This window comes from Flavobacterium sp. HJSW_4 (assembly GCF_042436695.1).
Taxonomy (GTDB): Bacteria; Bacteroidota; Bacteroidia; order Flavobacteriales; family Flavobacteriaceae; genus Flavobacterium.
Genome location: NZ_JBHNPP010000025.1, coordinates 46,071 through 64,951, shown reverse-complemented (window position 1 = coordinate 64,951; position 18,881 = coordinate 46,071). Strand labels below are relative to the sequence as shown.

The 18,881-nt window shown below is 31.7% G+C and carries 21 protein-coding genes and 1 tRNA gene; 12 read left to right on the top strand and 10 right to left on the bottom strand.

What is annotated here, in order from left to right:
* Positions 1 to 6 precede the first annotated feature (6 nt).
* Positions 7 to 1,227: an ectonucleotide pyrophosphatase/phosphodiesterase gene (locus ACE01P_RS19435; RefSeq protein ID WP_379700702.1), complete on the top strand. Its 1,221-nt coding sequence runs from the start codon at positions 7 to 9 to the stop codon at positions 1,225 to 1,227.
* 209 nt (positions 1,228 to 1,436) lie between these two features.
* Here the strand turns inward: ACE01P_RS19435 and ACE01P_RS19430 are convergent, their stop codons facing one another.
* The 5 genes from ACE01P_RS19430 to ACE01P_RS19410 all read right to left on the bottom strand — a co-directional run bounded on the left by ACE01P_RS19430 (position 1,437) and on the right by ACE01P_RS19410 (position 6,556).
* Positions 1,437 to 2,276: an SDR family NAD(P)-dependent oxidoreductase gene (locus tag ACE01P_RS19430; protein ID WP_379700701.1), complete on the bottom strand. Its 840-nt coding sequence runs from the start codon at positions 2,274 to 2,276 to the stop codon at positions 1,437 to 1,439.
* A 92-nt stretch (positions 2,277 to 2,368) separates the two neighbouring features.
* On the bottom strand, positions 2,369 to 3,277 hold the full coding sequence (locus ACE01P_RS19425) for a helix-turn-helix domain-containing protein (RefSeq protein ID WP_379700700.1): 909 nt from the start codon (positions 3,275 to 3,277) through the stop codon (positions 2,369 to 2,371).
* A gap of 274 nt (positions 3,278 to 3,551) precedes the next feature.
* Entirely contained in the window at positions 3,552 to 5,081 is a 1,530-nt protein-coding gene (locus tag ACE01P_RS19420; protein ID WP_379700699.1) for a SulP family inorganic anion transporter, read from the bottom strand.
* Positions 5,082 to 5,319: 238 nt separating this feature from the next.
* Complete coding sequence (locus ACE01P_RS19415; protein WP_379700698.1) at positions 5,320 to 5,565, bottom strand: hypothetical protein; 246 nt, start codon at positions 5,563 to 5,565, stop codon at positions 5,320 to 5,322.
* A gap of 1 nt (position 5,566) precedes the next feature.
* Positions 5,567 to 6,556, bottom strand: a complete 990-nt coding sequence (locus ACE01P_RS19410) for a hypothetical protein (protein WP_379700697.1) — start codon at positions 6,554 to 6,556, stop codon at positions 5,567 to 5,569.
* Between the two features lie 52 nt (positions 6,557 to 6,608).
* On the opposite strand from ACE01P_RS19410, the gene ACE01P_RS19405 reads away from it, so the two are divergent.
* The 3 genes from ACE01P_RS19405 (at position 6,609) to ACE01P_RS19395 (ending at position 9,850) form a co-directional block, all read left to right on the top strand.
* The gene (locus ACE01P_RS19405) at positions 6,609 to 7,727 is read left to right on the top strand and encodes a sensor histidine kinase (RefSeq protein ID WP_379700696.1); all 1,119 of its coding nucleotides are present in this window, start codon (positions 6,609 to 6,611) and stop codon (positions 7,725 to 7,727) included.
* Positions 7,703 to 8,416: a LytR/AlgR family response regulator transcription factor gene (locus tag ACE01P_RS19400; protein WP_379700695.1), complete on the top strand. Its 714-nt coding sequence runs from the start codon at positions 7,703 to 7,705 to the stop codon at positions 8,414 to 8,416. The genes ACE01P_RS19405 and ACE01P_RS19400 overlap by 25 nt, the downstream gene beginning before the upstream one ends.
* A 216-nt stretch (positions 8,417 to 8,632) precedes the next feature.
* Positions 8,633 to 9,850: a hypothetical protein gene (locus tag ACE01P_RS19395; RefSeq protein ID WP_379700694.1), complete on the top strand. Its 1,218-nt coding sequence runs from the start codon at positions 8,633 to 8,635 to the stop codon at positions 9,848 to 9,850.
* A gap of 176 nt (positions 9,851 to 10,026) precedes the next feature.
* Here the strand turns inward: ACE01P_RS19395 and ACE01P_RS19390 are convergent, their stop codons facing one another.
* On the bottom strand, positions 10,027 to 10,449 hold the full coding sequence (locus ACE01P_RS19390; RefSeq protein ID WP_379700693.1) for a hypothetical protein: 423 nt from the start codon (positions 10,447 to 10,449) through the stop codon (positions 10,027 to 10,029).
* Positions 10,450 to 10,775: 326 nt separating this feature from the next.
* On the opposite strand from ACE01P_RS19390, the gene ACE01P_RS19385 reads away from it, so the two are divergent.
* The 6 genes from ACE01P_RS19385 (at position 10,776) to ACE01P_RS19360 (ending at position 15,527) form a co-directional block, all read left to right on the top strand.
* Positions 10,776 to 11,240 carry a hypothetical protein gene (locus tag ACE01P_RS19385; RefSeq protein WP_379700692.1) on the top strand — a complete coding sequence of 155 codons (465 nt, stop codon included), beginning with the start codon at positions 10,776 to 10,778 and terminating at the stop codon, positions 11,238 to 11,240.
* Between the two features lie 495 nt (positions 11,241 to 11,735).
* Positions 11,736 to 12,983 carry a TMEM143 family protein gene (locus ACE01P_RS19380; protein WP_379700690.1) on the top strand — a complete coding sequence of 416 codons (1,248 nt, stop codon included), beginning with the start codon at positions 11,736 to 11,738 and terminating at the stop codon, positions 12,981 to 12,983.
* Between the two features lie 2 nt (positions 12,984 to 12,985).
* Positions 12,986 to 13,501: a DUF2199 domain-containing protein gene (locus ACE01P_RS19375; protein WP_379700689.1), complete on the top strand. Its 516-nt coding sequence runs from the start codon at positions 12,986 to 12,988 to the stop codon at positions 13,499 to 13,501.
* Positions 13,502 to 13,547: 46 nt separating this feature from the next.
* Positions 13,548 to 14,012 (top strand): DUF962 domain-containing protein, encoded by a 465-nt coding sequence (locus ACE01P_RS19370; RefSeq protein ID WP_379700688.1) that lies wholly within the window; start codon positions 13,548 to 13,550, stop codon positions 14,010 to 14,012.
* 51 nt (positions 14,013 to 14,063) lie between these two features.
* Positions 14,064 to 14,573, top strand: coding sequence for a TlpA family protein disulfide reductase (locus tag ACE01P_RS19365; RefSeq protein WP_379700687.1), 510 nt, complete (start codon positions 14,064 to 14,066; stop codon positions 14,571 to 14,573).
* 96 nt (positions 14,574 to 14,669) lie between these two features.
* The gene (locus ACE01P_RS19360; protein WP_379700686.1) at positions 14,670 to 15,527 is read left to right on the top strand and encodes a hypothetical protein; all 858 of its coding nucleotides are present in this window, start codon (positions 14,670 to 14,672) and stop codon (positions 15,525 to 15,527) included.
* 15 nt (positions 15,528 to 15,542) lie between these two features.
* Here ACE01P_RS19360 and ACE01P_RS19355 read toward each other — a convergent pair whose 3' ends face one another.
* Complete coding sequence (locus tag ACE01P_RS19355) at positions 15,543 to 15,920, bottom strand: winged helix-turn-helix transcriptional regulator (protein WP_379700685.1); 378 nt, start codon at positions 15,918 to 15,920, stop codon at positions 15,543 to 15,545.
* Positions 15,921 to 16,019: 99 nt separating this feature from the next.
* Here ACE01P_RS19355 and ACE01P_RS19350 point away from each other — a divergent pair, with 99 nt between their 5' ends.
* Together ACE01P_RS19350 and ACE01P_RS19345 are read left to right on the top strand one after the other, a co-directional pair.
* On the top strand, positions 16,020 to 16,457 hold the full coding sequence (locus tag ACE01P_RS19350; protein ID WP_379700684.1) for a nuclear transport factor 2 family protein: 438 nt from the start codon (positions 16,020 to 16,022) through the stop codon (positions 16,455 to 16,457).
* Positions 16,458 to 16,467: 10 nt separating this feature from the next.
* Positions 16,468 to 16,830, top strand: a complete 363-nt coding sequence (locus ACE01P_RS19345; RefSeq protein WP_379700683.1) for a DoxX family protein — start codon at positions 16,468 to 16,470, stop codon at positions 16,828 to 16,830.
* 262 nt (positions 16,831 to 17,092) lie between these two features.
* On the opposite strand, the gene ACE01P_RS19340 is transcribed toward ACE01P_RS19345, so the two are convergent.
* The 3 genes from ACE01P_RS19340 to ACE01P_RS19330 form a co-directional block, all read right to left on the bottom strand.
* The gene (locus ACE01P_RS19340) at positions 17,093 to 18,034 is read right to left on the bottom strand and encodes a GyrI-like domain-containing protein (protein ID WP_379700682.1); all 942 of its coding nucleotides are present in this window, start codon (positions 18,032 to 18,034) and stop codon (positions 17,093 to 17,095) included.
* A gap of 179 nt (positions 18,035 to 18,213) precedes the next feature.
* A tRNA-Arg gene (locus ACE01P_RS19335) sits at positions 18,214 to 18,287 on the bottom strand.
* A gap of 79 nt (positions 18,288 to 18,366) precedes the next feature.
* Complete coding sequence (locus ACE01P_RS19330; RefSeq protein ID WP_379700681.1) at positions 18,367 to 18,816, bottom strand: GatB/YqeY domain-containing protein; 450 nt, start codon at positions 18,814 to 18,816, stop codon at positions 18,367 to 18,369.
* Between the last annotated feature and the right edge of the window lie 65 nt (positions 18,817 to 18,881).

The window sequence follows — 18,881 nt, the reverse complement described above, 5'->3', positions numbered from 1 at the left end:
TTTAAAATGAAAAAACATTTCACTCTACTCCTTTCATTATTTTTCTTCGCTTTTACTACTATTCTACAAGCTCAAAATAATAAAGACAATTATGTTGTTTTAATTTCTATGGATGGATTTCGCTGGGATTACGGCAAGCAATTCAATCTTCCGAATTTGAAGCAGATTGAAAAAGAAGGTGTTCATGCCAAGTCAATGAAACCATCTTATCCGAGTAAAACTTTTCCAAATCATTATACGATTGTAACGGGACTTTATCCAGATCATCACGGAATTATCAATAACGTTTTTTATGATGCTTCTTTAAACCAATCGTTTTCATTGTCAAGCAATGCAAAAAATGATTCTCGATTTTATGGCGGAAATCCGATTTGGAATTTAGCAGAAGAACAAGGCGTAAAAACAGCTTCATTCTTTTGGCCAGGTTCTGATATTGACAAAAGAAATCCGAGTTATTTCAAAAATTACGATGGCAAAGTTCCATACGGAGCGAGAATCGATACGGTTATGAAATGGCTACAACTTCCTGAAAAACAAAGACCTCATTTGGTTACTTTATATTTTGATGAACCAGATCATACTGGACATAATTTTGGTCCGCTTTCGCCAGAAACCAAAAAAACGGTAATCAAAATGGATTCGATTATGGGCGAAATATCTAGAAGATTAGATCAATTGCCTATCGGAAAACAAATCAATCTAATCATCGTTTCAGATCACGGAATGGCTGATATTAGCAACGATAAAAAAGTGGCTGTTTTAGATTATCTAAAACCAGAATGGCTAGGTTATAAAGATGTTGTTAACCCAATTATGAGTTTACAGGCAAAACCTGGTTATCAAGATTCTATTGCCAATGCTTTGAAAAAAGTGCCTCATATTAAATTCTGGAAATCGACAGAAGTTCCTAAAAGATTACATTATGGAACCAATCCGCGTGTACATGATTTTGTTATCGAAGCTGAAAAAGGATGGAGTTTAGTAAGCAAAGAAAGTACCCATATTAACGGCGGAACTCACGGCTACGACAATAACGAGAAAGATATGCACGCTATTTTTTATGCTAAAGGACCGGCTTTTAAAGTAAATAAAAGAGTCAAAACATTTCAAAATGTTTCCGTTTATCCGCTTATCGCTCATATTTTAGGTTTACAAATTGGAGAGATTGATGGAAAATTGAGCGATGTTGAAATAATGTGTCAATTTGGGAATTTGCCAATTAGATAATTTCTCTTCATTCATAAAAATCAATTGCCTCCCGCTTTAGCTGGAGGTCATTTAATAGAATATTTAAAAGGCTTTAGCCGAACTATACAGTTTGACTAAAGCCTTTTTTCATCGTTAATTTTATTCCTCCAGCTAAAGCTAGAGGCAATTCAACAAAAATTATGAGCAATTTTCCAATTATCAAATTGACACATTACCAAATTCTCTAATTAAAAATTAGTCCCAACAGAAACCTCTTTCCATTTCCCTAATTCATCTTGAACACTTGCAATTTTCTGATTTGCCATATTAAAAGCATCTTCACCTAAAAACAAATGCAACGGCGGATTTTCATCTTGACTTACTTTAATTAAAGCTTCAGCCAATTTTACTGGATCTCCTGGTTGATTTTCGTTGATATCATCTTTGTGAGCGCTTTGAGAATGTCTTACTTCTTTATACTCCTCAATTGGATTTTCTGGCACTAAAAGCGAACTATCTTTTAAGAAATCGGTTCTGAAATAACCCGGATACACAATTGTAGCATGAACTCCAAAAGGTTTTATTTCTGCCGCTAAAGATTCTGTTAAACCTGCAACTGCAAATTTTGTTGAACAGTAAATTCCCCAACCTGGAAATTCTCCATAATATCCTCCAACAGAAGAAATATTAAAAATATGCCCCGATTGATTCGCACGAAGAATTGGCATTGTATTTCTGATTACATTTAATAATCCGAAAACATTTACTTCGTAGTTTTTTCTGGCTTCTACGTCTGTTAATTCTTCTAAAGCACCTAACAATCCGTAACCTGCATTATTTACTAAAACATCGATTGTTTTAAAATGATTTACGGTTTTATCAATTGCTGTTTTTACACTTTTTTCATTAACTAAATCCATTTCAAGAGGAAGGAAATTTTCTGATGCATTTCCTAATTCTTGAATTAAAGAAGCTTCACTTCTTGACGTTGCAGCAACTTTAAATCCTTCTGCTAATAATTTTTTAGCCAATTCTAATCCAAGTCCTTTCGAAGCACCTGTAATAAACCAAACTTTGTTATTTCCCATGATTTTAAATTTTTACGTTTATAATTACAGAACAAAGGTATTAGCGAAGTACTTCTCAAAAATTAAAGCAATCAAGCAAGAAGTTACAAAAATCAATCAATTTCTGTTAAACGATAGTTTTTGGGAGAAACTTGAACATTTTTCTTGAAGAAATTAATGAAATGAGACAATTCTTCAAAACCTAAACACCAAGCAATTTCATTAATATTCCAATTGGTTTGTTTCAGCAAAATCATCGATTCTTGGATGATTCTTTCTGAAATAATTTGAGAAGTTGTCTTTCCTGTGGTTTCTTTTAATGCTTTATTTAAATGATTTACATGCACATTTAACTGACTTGCATATTCTGATGGCGAACGGAAATTAATTTGCTGCGAAATAGATTCAACAGGAAATTGTCTTTCCAACAATTCTAAAAACAAAGAAGAAACTCGAATTGTAGCATTTGATTTACTATATAATGAAGCAGTTACAGTTTGTGTTTTTAATGCTAAATGAATAATTTCAAAAACCAGATTTCGAAGTACGTCATATTTAAAAGCATAATCTGAATTGATTTCTTCTAACATTTTTAAATAAACGGTTTTTAGAGATTCTGCTAATTCTACAGAAACAGGAACTACAGGATTTCCGCCTGGTTGAAATAAAGGATATTCTTTTAAATTCCCAAACTGACTAAAAAATGCGTCTGTAAAAATGCAGAAAAATCCCGTCTGATTTTCATCAATATGTTCCCAACTATACGGAATTTGGGGATTTGCAAAGAATAAAGCCTGATCTTCAATCGTTACGACTTTATCTGCATAATGCACCTTATTCTTACCAATGATTAAACTTATCTTGTAAAAGTCTTTTCGAGTATAAGGCAATGGACTGCAAGTACTTCCAACGTATTCATCCAGTTTAAAAACATTAAAATGTCCGATTTCTTTTTTAAGATTCTCAGGCATTCCATTGATTTTAACGGTGTAAAAATCTTCTAATGTTTCTGTTAGCTTCATTTTACAAAGTTACAAAAATCAAATTATTTTAATTAGATAATTTGAGAATGTGTCAATTAGATAATTAGACAATGTACCTGCTACCCAGAGCGAAGTCGAAGGGCGCTCCAATTGGACGTGTGCTTCTCCCGAAGTCTCGGGACGCTCAGCCTGACAAAACTGATACTTTAAAACAATAAACCCGACAGATTTTAAAAACCTGTCGGGTTTGTCAATAAATAATATTAAGTCTGTTAAGATAATTTTCTAATTATCAAATTGCCACATTCTCTAATTAAGACACCACTTTATACGTCGGATCTTCAATCACATTTACTTTAATAACAGCATCAGCATTTTTTAGTAATTGTCGGCAGTCTTCGCTTAAATGTTTTAACTCAACTACTTTATTTAGTTGATTGTATTTTTTCGTCAGATTATTTAAAGCTTCAATGGCTGACATATCAGAAACGCGACTTTCTTTAAAATCAATTATAATATGATTTGGATCGTTTTGAATATCAAATTTCTCCATAAAAGTAGTCGTTGAACCAAAGAATAACGGTCCGTAAATTTCGTAATGTTTTATTCCGTTTTCGTCAATATAATGTCTTGCGCGAATTCTTTTGGCACTTTCCCAAGCAAAAACTAAAGCTGAGATAATTACACCAATTAAAACCGCCAAAGCTAGATTATGCAATACAATTGTAATTACAGCAACCAGAATTCCGACGAAAATATCGTGTCTTGGCATTTTATTAATGATTTTGAAACTCGCCCATTCAAAAGTTGTAATAGCAACCATCATCATTACTCCAACCAAAGCCGCCATTGGCAATTTTCCAATTACTGGAGCTCCGAAAAGAATAATCATTAAAATCGTCAAAGCACCAATAATTCCAGAAAGTCTTGCTCTAGAACCAGCTCCAAGATTTACTAAAGTTTGAGCAATCATTGGGCAACCACCCATTCCGTAGAAAAATCCGTTTAATATGTTTGAACTTCCTTGAGCAATACATTCTCTATTGCTATTTCCTCTTGTGCCAGTAATTTCGTCAACTAAATTCAGCGTAAGCAAACCTTCCGTCAAACCAACCGCGGCAACAATCACAGAATACGGAAATATGACTTTTAAAGTTTCAAAAGAAAATGGAATATTCGGAATATGAAATGGAGGAAATCCTCCTTGAACTGAAGCAATATCTTCTACCGTTTTGGTTTCAATATTAAAAACAATTACCAAAGCAAAAACTACCATAATGGCAACCAAAGAAGCCGGAACTGCTTTTGTAATCTTCGGAAAAATTAAAACTATAGCAATTGTCAAAGCAACTAAACCAGCCATAATATATAAAGGAGTTCCCTGTAGCCAAGAAACCTGACCATCAATAACGGTTTTAAACTGCTCCAATTGCGACATAAAAATCACAACTGCCAAGCCGTTTACAAAACCAAACATAACGGGTTGTGGAACCAATCTAATAAATTTTCCAAGCTTAAAAAGTCCGATGCAAATCTGGACAACACCGCCGAGCGCAACGGCCGCAAAAACATATTCTATTCCGTGCGATTTCATCAAGGCGATTAAAACAATCACGGTTGCTCCTGCTCCACCAGAAATCATTCCTGGTCTTCCTCCAAAAATAGCGGTAACCAATCCGGCAATAAACGCAGCATATAATCCAACCAAAGGCGGAAATCCTGCTAAAATAGCAAACGACAACGATTCTGGAATCATGGTCATGGCTACAGTTAAACCTGCTAAAATTTCGTTTTTGTAATTGACTTTTTGGCTAAAATCGAAGAGTTGGAATGCTTTTTTCATGGCGCAAAATTAAACAAATAATACGCAAAAAAGAACAAACCTTTTATAGTATAAAAAGTGCAGAAAGCCTCTACGAGACATAAACAGCTAAATCAGGCTAACTGTTCGAGAAGAAAGAGAAAAAGTGAAAGTATAAAATCTATCATTTAAGTATTATTTTTAAAATTAAAATATCACACAAAATACTTACAAAAAAAGTAAACATGTTAGCGTATTTACACCTGATTTAAAATGCAAATTATTCTAATCTCACGCAGGTATAACCTAAACCGCTTACTTGGCTCATTACATTATTACATTGCAAATCAAAGCCTTCCACTCTTAATATCTTATCACAATCTTCCAAATCAAAATTAATTTTATAATTTGGAAAATGGTTTTGCATTACTGCAATGATATAATCTCCATCAGATTTTTTCTGAACGTTGGTTTTAAAAATTTCAACTACCATTTCTTCTTCTTTTAATTCTTTTAATTGGTGCATTTTACTTTCGATTAAAAAGATTATATGAAACTCCAAATCTAAAATACCCTTGCGTATCTTCTTTCTGATCGTAAACATATCGGTTTGTTCGCTCTCCTTTTTCTGTAAGTCGGGCACTTACCACATTGTTAAAACCACCTTTTGCAAATGCAATCAGTTTTGGAGTAAAACTGTATTCATAAGTAATTCCAGATTTTAATTCTAACTGGTTCAGTTCATAAACGCCTTTTAAGTCTGGAGTATCCAAATTCAAGTAAAAACTTTCTGTATTTAATTCTGTTCCTAACGAAATTCTTCCGTTTTCTAACAATTCTCTTCTAAACAATATACGCTGAGGCAAAATAAAGTCCATATCCCATTTCGATTGTTTGAATTTATGGTTTATAGAAAAAAGCGGCGTAACAGGTACAATCGATGATGGATCGAGCAATACTAAAGCCCCAGCGGTAATGGTTGTTGAGGGTGTTCTTTTAAGCACTAAAACTGCCGATGCAAAACCTTTTAAACGCTGCAACTTTTCTTCGTCGCCATCAATTGTCGTCGTTGCATTGTAAATAACTGGTTTCTTAAAAAGTGTCGACATATAAGTTGCTGTAAATGCCCCAGCCCAATAATGAATTTCCTGACTATCTTTTGCGTAAGTCTGATTGGTTTGATAATTATAAACATCTCCAAATCCAAAATTTTCATATTTATAGCGAAGCGAAGTCGTTAAAACTAACTTTTTAGATTTTGAAGCATAAAACGGAAGGTTGAAAGCTGCCTTGAAACGATTATGATCTTCGATTCTTCCTCTTTCAAATTTATTTCCAAACAATTTCGAATCGTAATTTGATGGTCCTAAAGCTTCATATTGCACATCAAAAGTTCGTGTATTCGGAAATTTATCAACCACGGCTTTTGCAAAGGTTTTTACACCCGGCTCTTTTTCTTGAGCCATTATTTGAAAAGCAGATAAAACGAACACAAACGACATGATTTTAGATTTCATAAATTAGAATAAATTATTTCGGGATATAGATAAAACTTGAATCCAAAAGTAGTTGACATGTCTCTCATATAATAGCAATTTTATACCAATGGCGTATGATTTATACGAATGGCGTTGGTATAAATTATCGCTTTCAAATGATTATAAACTATACGATTATAGTATTTTTGCCGTTATGACAATCGCAAAAATCTACCAAAACTTTTTTCTACGAAATCTTCTCGTAAACGCACTTGTTTATTTAGTCATTCTGGCTTGTGTTTACGACGAAATAAAACTCGATGGACATAGCTGGTCTTATATTCTCAGCAAAATTGCAGTGGGATATTTTCCGTGTATTGTCTGGATTACAATTTTCAACATCTGCATTATAAAACCATTTCTGTTTCATAAAAAGTTCAAAATCTTTTTTACGCTTCTTGCTGTTTATTGGACTGGTTTTTACTTTTTTATGAATTGGTTTTTCCCTCTTGTCGGATTAGGAAATTTCAAAACACTACAGATTTTATCGCTTATTATAAATGGCTCTTTCTTTTATTTTCTTCACATTGTGATTACCAAAAAAATGAGTCAGGCCGATAAAGACATTATGAATTTTAAATCTGAACTTTCGTTTTTAAAACAACAGCTGAATCCGCATTTTTTATTGAATGCTATGAATAATCTTTACGGAGAAGCTCTTGCAGAACCCGACAAAGTTCCCGACAGAATCTTGAATCTTTCAGACATGTTACGCTATCAAATTGAAGCTTCTAAAAAAGATTTTGTTTTAATGGAAGAAGAAATCGCCTTTATTAAAAAATATATCGAATATTATACGTTTAGAAACGAAAGACTAGCTGTAAAACAGAACATTGAAGGTTTAGACGATCAACTTGAGATTCCGCCTTTGTTCTTTCTTCCTTTGGTTGAAAATGCTGTGAAATTTTCTGCCGAAACTCCAGAACCGTTTATTAATTTGGATTTAAAAGTACGATGCCGAGGCGTTATTTTTACATTGAAAAACAATTATCTTGATTCGGGTTCGCGACTTTCGAGCACAGGAATCGGAATTGAAAATCTAAAAAGACGTTTGGAAGTTTACGGCTTAAAACACGATTTGAGCTGTAAAAAAGAGAAAAATATGTTTACCGTAAAATTGACCATATGGCACTTACCTACCGCTGTTTGATAATTGATGACGAATCGCCGGCACATAAAGCCTTGATTTCGCACATCTCCAAATTTGACGAACTGGAACATTCTGGAAGCGCTTTTAATGGTATGGAAGCCATAAAACTGCTTAACGAAAACCAATACGATATTATTTTTCTCGACATTAATATGCCTGTAATTTCGGGAGTAGAATTAATGGAATTGCAACCCAATCGTCCGCTTACGATTGTAACAACGGCTTATTCTGATTTTGCGCTTTCTGCTTACCAAAACGATGCGATTGATTACCTTTTAAAACCCATTTCGCCCGATAAATTTGCCAAAGCTATAGAAAAAGCCAAAACTTATTTTTCTGGAAACAGTCTTAAAAAAGAAGTTCGAACCAACGCAAAAGTGTTTTCGTATCGCCTTAACGGACAAAATATAGAAATGCCTCTTTGCGATATTCTCTATATTGAAAGTTTAGGAAACTACATGAAATTGTACAGCACCAAACTCAATTTACCGCATATTATTTATGGCTCGCTTTCTAGTATTGCTTCAGAAATTGACAGTGTAAATTTTGTACAAGTACATCGCTCGTATATTGTAAATACAGAAAAAATTACAAGTGTAACTTCGAAAACTTTAACGATGTGTAATAACGAAATAATTCCTGTGGGAAGGAAATATCAGATTCTACTAAACAATTTGCCTATTCGGTAATTGTTAGATAATTTTTGAAAAGCTCAACTTTTTTAAGTTGGGCTTTTTTGTTTTTTTATCGAGTTGTAAAATGCGTAAAAGTACTTGGTGACGAGTTTTTATTTATTGGTATAATTGTTTTGGAATAAATTTATTGGGTTACGGATTTCCGTAAAAAACACTATTAAAAAGTGGTAATATTTGTTGTCAATTTCGATAAAATCAATTCAATATAAAATGGAAAAATTTAGAAAAAAAACTATTAAAAAAGAAAATATTCCTTCTACTGATAAAGGAATTAAAGTACAAGATTTAATAAAACTTGTAGAAAGAAATGAATTCACAAATAAATTATTAAATCTTTTAGATTTTGAATCGATAAAAGATGAGTTTATTGAAATTAAAGGGGCTACAACATTATTTAATATTCAAAATTCCATTAACACGAGATATAAAAAAGAAGATCTGAAAAGCGAATTAAATAATATATCTCTATTTAATAATAAAGATTTTTCAATTAATTTTTACAATATAAATGATAACGAGTATTTCAGTGATTTGAAACTTAATAAAATTTCAACGACACCTATTTATTCTGCCCAAAGAGATTTTTTCTCGGGATTATTTCAGATGGATAAATATGCGACAAGACTTATAAATAAAGGATACAAAGAGATTGTAGAAACTAACCTTCAGTTATTAAAAGGTATTACTCAAACAATTAAGAAATATAGAATTTTACATGATAAAGTAGAAAACATCTTTTATTTAAGAGCAATTATTTCATTAAATAATTATTTCAACTACGATAACAATATTGCAATTGTTGTTGGCTTACTAACACTTCACAATGAAATGAAGAAAAGTAAAATAACTTATGGTTTACAATTATGTGAATATAATGAATCATTTATAAGAATGTTTTTTGAAAGTTCTGAAGTTAATAAATTAGAGAAAGTTGGTAATGTTAAAAATATTATTGAAGTATCTAATGATGAAATAAAAAGAGAAGCTTTAAAGTTTTCAGGAATATGCTCAATAATTTTTAAACATAAAGATATTGAGAAAGAATTATTTATAAAACCACAAGAAATAAAATCAAAAATCTTATCCATTAAGCATAATCAAATTCCTAAAACAGCAATTGAAGAGCTAGGCAACATTGAAAATTCAGAAAAAGTACATAAAAATTTATTTGAAGACATTTCAAAAATTGCAACTATAAAAGACCCTGAACAAATAAAATTTTTGGTCAAACGAAAAGTTGAAAAAGCGAAAAGTGAAGAAATAAAAAGATACAGAGCAGAGATATTACGAGAACTCAATCATAATGTTTCAAATTTAATTGAGCTTTTAAATGTATTTAAAAAAATAGAACTATTGGCAAATGAAGATATTGAAACCACTGAATACCTTCGTTTTTTAATGTATCAAGCTCTAGTTGAAAGGCGTTAAAATTAAAATTTATAATAAGGAAAAAGAGACTTTTTCACAAACGTCTCTTTTCCCATTTTTATAATATTTTATAAGCCTTTATTTAGTTTTAAGCAACTCCTCCAAATAAGAAATTTTCTCTTCTTCTGATTCCAATAAACGCTCATCAAGCTTTATTTTCATCATAAGATTCACTCTCAGTATTTCTTATTTCTAAACAACTCAGCAAGTACTCCAGTTGACCATAAAGCCAAAAAAATCAAAACGGGTTGAAAAAACAATCGTATTAAACGCGCTTGATCGGTGTCGAGTCCAAAGGCAGAAGTTCCGTTTAAATATTGCGCTATATTTCCTGGGAAAACTAAAACGTAAAATATCGCCAGCGTTATTCCTACTTTCACTTTATATTTCGTTAAAAATACCATTGCCAGACCTAAAGCAATTTCGACAATTCCAGAAAGTATAACTACCAAATCTTTGTCCAGAGGAACCCAATTGGGAACCTGCGCCTGAAAATCGGTTCTCTGAAAAGTAAAATGTCCTATTGCAGCGGTTATCATAAACAATCCCAAAAATATTCGAATAAAATTTTGAAGCTTTGAAGTTTTTATATTTTCCATAATGTAAAGATTAATTTCTAAATGAACTTTCTACCAAAATTACAATACCTAAAGTGAGATTTTTTGTATATTTTTAATAGCTCTTTTGTTTAATATCCATCTCCTTATAATTTAATATAGAAACACAAAAAGATTTCTTTGGTTGTTTGTTATCGATTAATATTCCTATCAAAATCATTTTTTTTCCTACATCTAACCCTCTTTCAAAATACACAAATTTGCGATTTTGTTAATTATTTTCTTAAAAAAAATAACGAATAAACTAACTTTTCCTACTTAATTATTTAAATTCGCCGCACAACCAACCAAAAGCTATTTATAAACCAATGAAATTTTTTAATTTTCTCAAAAGATCTACTACAAAATGCCCGAGATGCCTTGGAAAAAGATTTGTAGATTGGGATGATATACGCCGTTTAAACCGACAATTAAAATGGGTTCCTGCACCATGCGCCTACTGCGATGCAACGGGAAGGGTTCCGAAAGAAATGCTTTCGAAAGTTGCCATCGACTGCATGTATCTCACAATTGATTTACCAGAATCTGTAATAGAAAAAATAAAAGAAGGCGATCCTGAAACGGTCGAAAAAGGAAAACAACGCGAAGTTTTTGTAGATCATCTTATAGAATATTCCGAACATCATTTCCTTACTCAAAATCTGGATGCCGAAAGTATTGCCAATTTGTATTTAAAATTTGAAGCAGAGAAAGCTCCTTTTGCTGTAACGAAAGAAGAATTAATAAAATACATTCGAGGTGTAATTGAACTTAAAAAATCGGTACTACACTAACCTTTGCCATTCAACAGCACAAAATATTGAAACGTTTACAAAAACAGGTAAAAATACCTGTAGCCAACATTTTATTTATTGGTAATATTGTTGTGAATAACTTTTAGTTTCTATAAAGTTTTCTACTGAGAGAACTTCTTAATTTTTTGTCACTTTTTTTTTGGAACAGAAGTGAGATTTCAAGTCGCTGGTACCGATTGGAAATTTCACTTTTTTTTGTTTAACCGCAAAGAATACACAAAGTTCGCTAAGTTTTTTCTCTCGCAGATTTAGCAGATCTAACAGATTTTGTTTTTATCTCTTTAATTTGCAAAATCTGCGTGAAACTATTTTACCGCAAAGCTTTGTGAACTTTGCGATTGTAATACAATCCTATTGAAAAAAAACTTGCGCTCTTTGCGTTAAAAAATCATCACTATTAAATCAAAAACTTTTCAAAATCAAATTTCAGGCAGTATTTTTGCTTTCTGTAAATGCCATGAAATTTAAGTCCAAATGACTAGAGAACATTATATTCCGTTTAATAAAGAATTTTTACTGGAACAGCAAATTTCAGCTTTCGCTGAGGATCCAGAAAAGGTTAATAATTTTAAGAAGTTATTCGAAATTATCGAACATTATTATCATTACGAATCTTTCAATCTTAATAGAAATCTAAAACAGCATTACGCACTCTACGATCCAGATTTAAGCGAAAAAGAACGTGAACAATTTATCAATAAAAGCAATTTCCCTGTTTTTAAAGAAACATTACTGAAGGTTCTAGAACGTGGCAATTACTACAGAATCAATCAAAAAGCTTTAAACGAAGCGTTTAACGAATCTGATTTGATTGGCTTGAATCTTTCTATTGATTTTAATGCTTTTAAAGATTTCGAACTCTACGCGCGCGGGCATCATAAAGCAAAAGAAAAGGTCAAAAAATACTTTTTTTGGACCAAAGAAGTCGAAATTGAATATTATGATCGCGTTCTGATTTACTTGAATTACAGCGATGCAGATTATCTAAAACAAAAGAAAGTTAAATTAGGAAAAATGCCAATTGATCCAGGTTCTATTGCGTTGAAAATCTTTAAACGTGTACCTAAAAACGATCTAGAAACAGTTTTTCCAAATGCCATTCCAAAAATGTCTTTGAAGGATAAATTACTGCTTTGGGTTCCTGGTGTTTTTGGTGGACTTTCTTTATTAAGTGCCAAAGTGATTCCGGCCTTGATTAATATGTACGATGCTTATGAAACAGGCGAAACGATCGATTTATTAAACAGCAAAACTTCGTTAAATCAAGGTTTAATTGCGCTGGGAATTTTGGGAGCGTATTGTTTTCGCCAATACAACAACTTCGTCAACAAAAAGATTAGATATTCTAAAACGCTTTCAGACAGTTTGTATTTTAAAAATGTCGGAAACAACAGCGGGGCATTTTATTCTTTATTGAATTCTTCTGAAGAAGAAGCTTTAAAAGAAACTATTCTCGCGTATACTTTTTTACACGAAAGTGAAGAATCTTTAACCTCTGAAGAGTTAGACAATCAAATTGAATCTTGGTTTCAAACCAAACTAAATGCCGATTTGGATTTTGACGTAAACGATGCTTTACTAAAACTAAAAAGCATTGGTTTAGGAACAGAAACAAACGGAAAATGGAATGTGGTTCCGCTCAACGAAGCTCTTGTTGCCATTGATGAATTATGGGACAATGTTTTTCAGTACAATCAGAAAGTTGATTCTTTAAAAAATTAAAAATGTATAACTACAAATGTTCTTGCTGCGGAGAAGTTTTTGACGAAATGCCGTTGTGTTTTGGAAATGAATTTCCTGCCTATTATTTTTCCATTCCACCCGAAGAAAGAGAACAAAGAATTGAATACGGAGGAAGCTGGTGTTATATCGATGAAGAACATTTTTTTCATCGTGGCAGATTAACCATTCCTATTATTGATTATCACGAAGATTTGGTTTTTAATGTATGGACTACAATAAGCGAAGATAATTTCTGCCTACGAATGGATTTATGGGAAGATCCAAACCGAGTAAATCAAGAACCTTATTTCGGATGGATGCAAACAGATGTGCCTACTTATGGCAAAACTATTTCGCTCAAAGCAGTTGCCATCGAACAAGAATTAGGTTTAATTCCTGAAATTAAAATGATCGAAGAAAATCATCCTTTGACCATCGATCAAGAAAACGGAATTACATTAGAAAAAGCCATTTCGATTGTGGATCAAATAATGAAAATACAGCACGGTAAAACCTAAAAGAAATTTCATTAGATTTACGCATCTAACCTTAAAACCACAAACAATGAGAACATTAGATCAATGGTTTGCAGAATATGCCGTAAGTCATCAAAACCCAAAAAACAAAGCGATACATTATATTTGTGTTCCCGCTATTTTCTTTTCGATCGTTGGTTTACTTATGAGTATTCCGAGTACTATAATCGCTAATACACTACAATTAAATGCTCCTATTGTTGAAAATTGGGCTTTTTTAGTATTACTTTTTGTTCTTGTTTTTTATATCAGATTATCAATTGCAATGGCGGTTAAAATTGCCATTTTTTCTATTCTTTGCTTAATTGCCAATTATTATATCTCGCAATTTCTTCCATTATGGATTTTCTCGCTTGGCGTTTTCGCTTTGGCATGGGTTGGACAATTTTACGGACATAATATTGAAGGGAAAAAACCTTCTTTCCTGAAAGATCTTCAGTTTCTATTGATTGGTCCTGCTTGGGTTGTCGAGAATTTATTTTCGAAGAGATAAAATTTACCTATTTCTTAAATATTAAAAAATTACCAATCAATTAAAAAATCAATGAAGCACTTTTACATTTTTTTCTTTTTTCTACTAAGCACCATTATTTTACATGCTCAAACCAGTAAAAACAAAGAAGCCAAACTAATTATTTTAAATGATAGTTTAACGCTTAAACAATATGAAAGCATTGTAACCAAAGAAATTCAAAACGGAAAAATCCCTATCTTATATTTTAGCGCAACTTGGTGCGGGCCTTGTGTTCAATTCAAAAAAAAGCTTAAGGAAGACAAAGCTTTTAGTGCCAAATTAAAAGACTATACTTTCATTCAAGCCGATTTATCTGATCTTAACACTTGCGATAACAACACGCTTTTAGGAAACATATTGGGCTGTAGAAATTGGCATGGTTCGGTACCAAGATTTTCAAAAGTAGATAAAAACGGATTTGAGATAAATACCATTATGGGATCTGGCTGGTTTATGCAACAACCTTTACGAACCGATGAATTTATCAGCAGAATCATGATTCCGAACAAAGACAGTTATATTTTTCCAAATCTAAAATAACAATGTTAAAAGGGCAAAATCTTATTTTGTCCTTTTTTTACGACTAAAATTTGCTCCAAATATTTTTTATATTAGCCTAATGAATTAATTCAAAACATGAGAAAATTATCTACCCTGTTAGCATTCGGAATCTTATTTTCTGCCTGCAAGAAAAATGACGAAAAAACGATTTCCAGTATCAATAAAGTAAAAACTGATAGTGCAAAAGTGCAACCTGTAGCAAATGAAACATCAGATTCTGGATTATTGGAACAATTTTCTAAAAGGAAAAATGAAGTCGTTCTCCAATTAAAATCAATACAAGATAAAGAAGCTGCAAATGCACTGTACGAAAAGTATTTTGAAGAAAGCGGTTCTTTATTGCAAGAAATAGCCGGAAAAGAATCTGGAGTATTGGATAAATTTTATCATGAAGATGTAGCAAGCAAAAAAGCGGTAAAACTTTTAGGAGAAAAGCTTTCTCAGCATCAATTAGAATTTTCTGAAATTGGAGAAGGATACGTTGAAATAGATCCTCTTCCTGATTTCTATTACAAGATTTTTAAAAACTATGTAACAGATGACTACAAAGATTATTTGTATTTAAAAAGTGAAGAAAATAAGTCGCTTTATTCTGCAGATGCTGGACTTGTAATTTCTTTTAAAGATTTGGGAGATCGAGTAATTTCATGGGAAAATTTTATGACCAAATATCCTAATTCAAAACTGATTGCATCTGTAAAAGAAGAATACAAAAATTATCAAATGGATTATCTGGTTGGTCAAGACAATACGCCAACAGCCGAAAGATCTTCTGATGAAAAATATATTTATCCAGAAAACATTCAAGAGTTTAATCGTTTCTTGAAAAAATATCCAAACAGCCCAACGGTTCCTTTAGTCAATTTGTTTCTAGAGAACTTTAAGAGTGAGAGCATTTTTGATATTTTAAGAGCTGAACAGGATAAATTGTAATCTGAGATATCAAAACTAAGACCTCTCAGTTTTTATTTTTTCGCGATGTTGCATTCCCCATTTTGTCATTGCTTCTACAACTTCTTGCAATGTTTGACTATAAGGAAGTAACTCATATTCAATACTAACAGGATATCCAACAGCCACTTTTTTCACAATAAAACCATTAATTTCTAATTCTTTTAATTCACTAGAAAGAACTCTTGCTGAAATACCAGTCACCTGTCGTTGAATCTCAGTAAATCTTTTATTTCCTCTAGCCATTGAAATTATAATCATTAATTTCCATTTACCTCCAATTGCATAAAGGGCATCAGAAACAGCCATTAAAACTGTATTACATTCGTCGCTAAATGCCTTATTGTCAATCTCTTTTTTAGAAGAATCTTTCATAATACGTTTTTGTAAGTCACTAACCTTTAGGTAACAACTAATAAATTGTAAGCGAATATAAAATAATTTTGCTTTAATAATTTAAAAAATATACAAATCATGACATTAGAAATTTTAAAAATTAAAGAAGAATTAAGAGCCTTAATCGATGATTATGCAACTTTAGGAGACGAAAAAAAAATTGCGCAAGTAATGGATTTATTTACTCCAGATGTAAAATACGATGTTTATATGAACAACTCATTAGTATCATCTGTTTCTGGAAGAGAAAATATGGAGAGCGATTTTAATAAACATGCAGCAGAAGTGAAAACTTATTTTACATTAAATGGACAACATAAAGTAATCATTAATGAAAGCACTGCTACAGGAGTTTCTTTTTCTCAATTAAAAATGGTCAGAGAAAATGAAGGAAAAAATATTCTATCTGACTACAGTGTAAAATATGAAGACAAATATGTTTTTCAAGATGGAAAATGGCTGATAAAAGAGCGAATAGGCCATTTCTTAATCATTGAAACAAAAACTTTAAATTAAATGAATTTTAATGAAAACAATAAAGATAATTACTGTTTTACTTACATCCTTAACTAGTGCTATAGTAATAGCAAGTGGGTTAATGAAAGTTATTCATTTACCTTGGTCTGTAGATGGTTTAGTCAAATTTAATTTACCACACTCCGCAACAGTATTGGGATTAATAGAGGTAACTTCTGCGATCTTGTTTATCTTTCCAAAAACAATGCGTATTGGATTTATTCTCCTCTCCTGTTATTTTTCAGGAGCAATGGCAACAGAGCTATCACATGATGGCTCGATGATCAATCCAGGAATACCTTTAGTTTTAATTTGGATTACGGCATATCTTAGAGACAATAGTCTATTTTTAGCTCCGACGAAATCCTTGTAATTCTCTGTCTGTTTGTTTTAGTAAAACAAAATCCAGTCAGAAAGAGAAGATAATTTTCGAACCATAAAAAAAGCCTGAGAATCTAAATTCTCAGGCTTTTCAATTTAATTAAATTTCAAAACTCCTACAGGATCATTTAGAAATACTTTATTCTAAAATTAAATTGTAAACCACTATCTGTAAAAGAAAATGAGACAATAAATGATAGCTTCATTAAATTTGAATTTAGTTAGTTTTTATTTTATTGAAACTTTAGAATATATCACAGTAATTTTATTGGTATATAAATATCTATTATGTGATGATTTTCAGGATGTGATTTAGGATCATTTAGATGACTTAAAAAGAAATTTCTATTATCGGGCTGATAGCCGTTTTCTTCAAACCAAACTTCATAAATATATTTCCAAGTTTTAAAACATTCAGAGATGGGTGCTTCTTTATGAAAAACAGCATATAACCCACCACTTATTTTGGTATTGCCAATTATTCCTTCTCCGATTATATTATCAGGAACAGACAAACATACATCTGCCTGAAGCATTCCAGATAAATTAGCATTACTTCTATACACTGTTAATGCCTTGGTTTCAGGAAAATTAACCAAATTTCTGGGAACAGCCCAGCTAAAAAGCTGTTCAAACATCTTACCAAATGTTTCACTATCGTGATTATGGACATTGAGGTTTCTAATGTAAATAACATTAAACTCCTCCATTTTTTTGATTTCGAAATCAAGTTTTACTATTTCACTCATTTCACTTTTTTTTAAATTGTTTAATTTGAGTGCAAGGTAGTCTTCGATTTTTGACTGCGCTTTTCCAATATTGCTATCAGTTATACGAATATTGCTATTTTTATACTGTTTTCGCCATTCGCTAGGAGTTTGATTTTTGACTTCACGAAAAGTCCTTGAAAAAGACGAGATATTTACAAAACCACAATCATTAGCTATATCGCTAATTGTTTTGGAAGGATTGTTCATTAAAAAAAACAAGGCTCTTTCAATCTTTGCATTTTTTATGAACTCATTGATTGTTTTTCCTGTAACTGACTTAAAAATTCTATGAAAATGAAATTTTGAAAAATTGGAAAGAAGAGCTAATTTTTCTAAAGAAAGTTCTTCATGAAGATTTTCCTTAATATAATCTATGCTTTTATTAATCCTAAAGTAATACTCTTTTATAGACTCTTCCTTTGTCATTCTTGTTGCTCTATAGTTTCTTTTAACCAAATATTTTAGATGCTCGAACAGATATTGAAGACAAAGTTAAGGATGTATTAGAAATTTAATCGTTTAAGCAAAATTATTATCTCTGCCATTTAATTTAAAGCATCAAAAAAGCCTGAGAATCTAAATTCTCAGGCTTTTCAATTTTACAGTGACCCCGGAGGGGTTCGAACCCCCAACCCTCAGAGCCGAAATCTGATATTCTATCCAGTTGAACTACGAGGTCGATTTATTTATTCTTTCAGATTGCAGATTTTAGTTTGCTTATTGAAATCTAAAATCTACACTCTAAAATCTAAAATTATTTATGACAATAATTTTTTCACAATTGTAGAAATGGTTTTTCCTTCAGCAGTTCCGCCTAATTGAGCAGATGCTAATCCCATTACTTTACCCATTGAAGCAATTCCAGAAGCTCCTGTTTCAGCAATGATTTTTGCTATTACAGCTTCTACTTCTTCTTCGCTTAATTGAGCTGGTAAAAACTTCTCGATTACAGCAACTTGAGCCAATTCTGGTTCTGCTAAATCTGGACGGTTTTGCTCTGTAAAGATTCTTGCGCTTTCTTTACGAGTTTTAACCAACCTTTGAAGTAATTTGATTTCGTCATCTTCAGACAAATCTTCTTTAGATCCAGAAGCCGTTGAAGCCAATAATAATTCTGATTTAACAGCTCTTAATGCCTCTAAAGCTACAGTATCTTTTGCTTTCATGGCCGTTTTAATTTCGTCCATGATTTGTGTTTGTAAACTCATGTTATGTTTTATTTAAAATAAGCCCAAGCCTATTATTGATATATTAATTTGGAATTTGTTCTCGA